The organism is Aeromonas sp. LsrichE-8G (assembly GCF_022869435.1).
GTDB classification, from domain to species: Bacteria; Pseudomonadota; Gammaproteobacteria; order Enterobacterales; family Aeromonadaceae; genus Aeromonas; species Aeromonas caviae.
Genome location: NZ_JALIHH010000149.1, coordinates 1 through 338, shown reverse-complemented (window position 1 = coordinate 338; position 338 = coordinate 1). Strand labels below are relative to the sequence as shown.

Annotated in this window: 1 protein-coding gene; it reads right to left on the bottom strand. The window is 51.8% G+C overall.

Going from position 1 to position 338, the window contains the following annotated elements:
* Nucleotides 1–338: helix-turn-helix domain-containing protein (locus tag MUW49_RS17830; protein WP_244813037.1), on the bottom strand; the 338-nt coding region annotated here is incomplete at both ends.

Genomic DNA, 338 nt, shown 5'->3' with positions numbered 1-338 from the left:
CCGGCAGGAAGCTTCACGCGACCTTTTTCAAGGCGGCAATACTTGTCAAAGTTGACGAAGCGGATTGAGTCGCGGTTGTCGCTTTTCTTCTTGAAAACGGGAGCCTTGGCGGCGAGTTTTTTATCAAAGCAGCGCATCCACGCGCCATGCAAGTCTTTGAGTTTCTGCTGGAGGTTGTCGGTATATGCCTCTGTCAGAAAGGCCATTTCTGGGTCTTTCTTCCAACTGGTGAGCATCCGGTTCAGCTCAAAGGCAGAAGGTAGTTTTTCGCCAGCATCCAGAATGCGCTTTGTCTCTGCCAGCCCGTGATTCCAGACATAACGAGCACAACCGCCCAA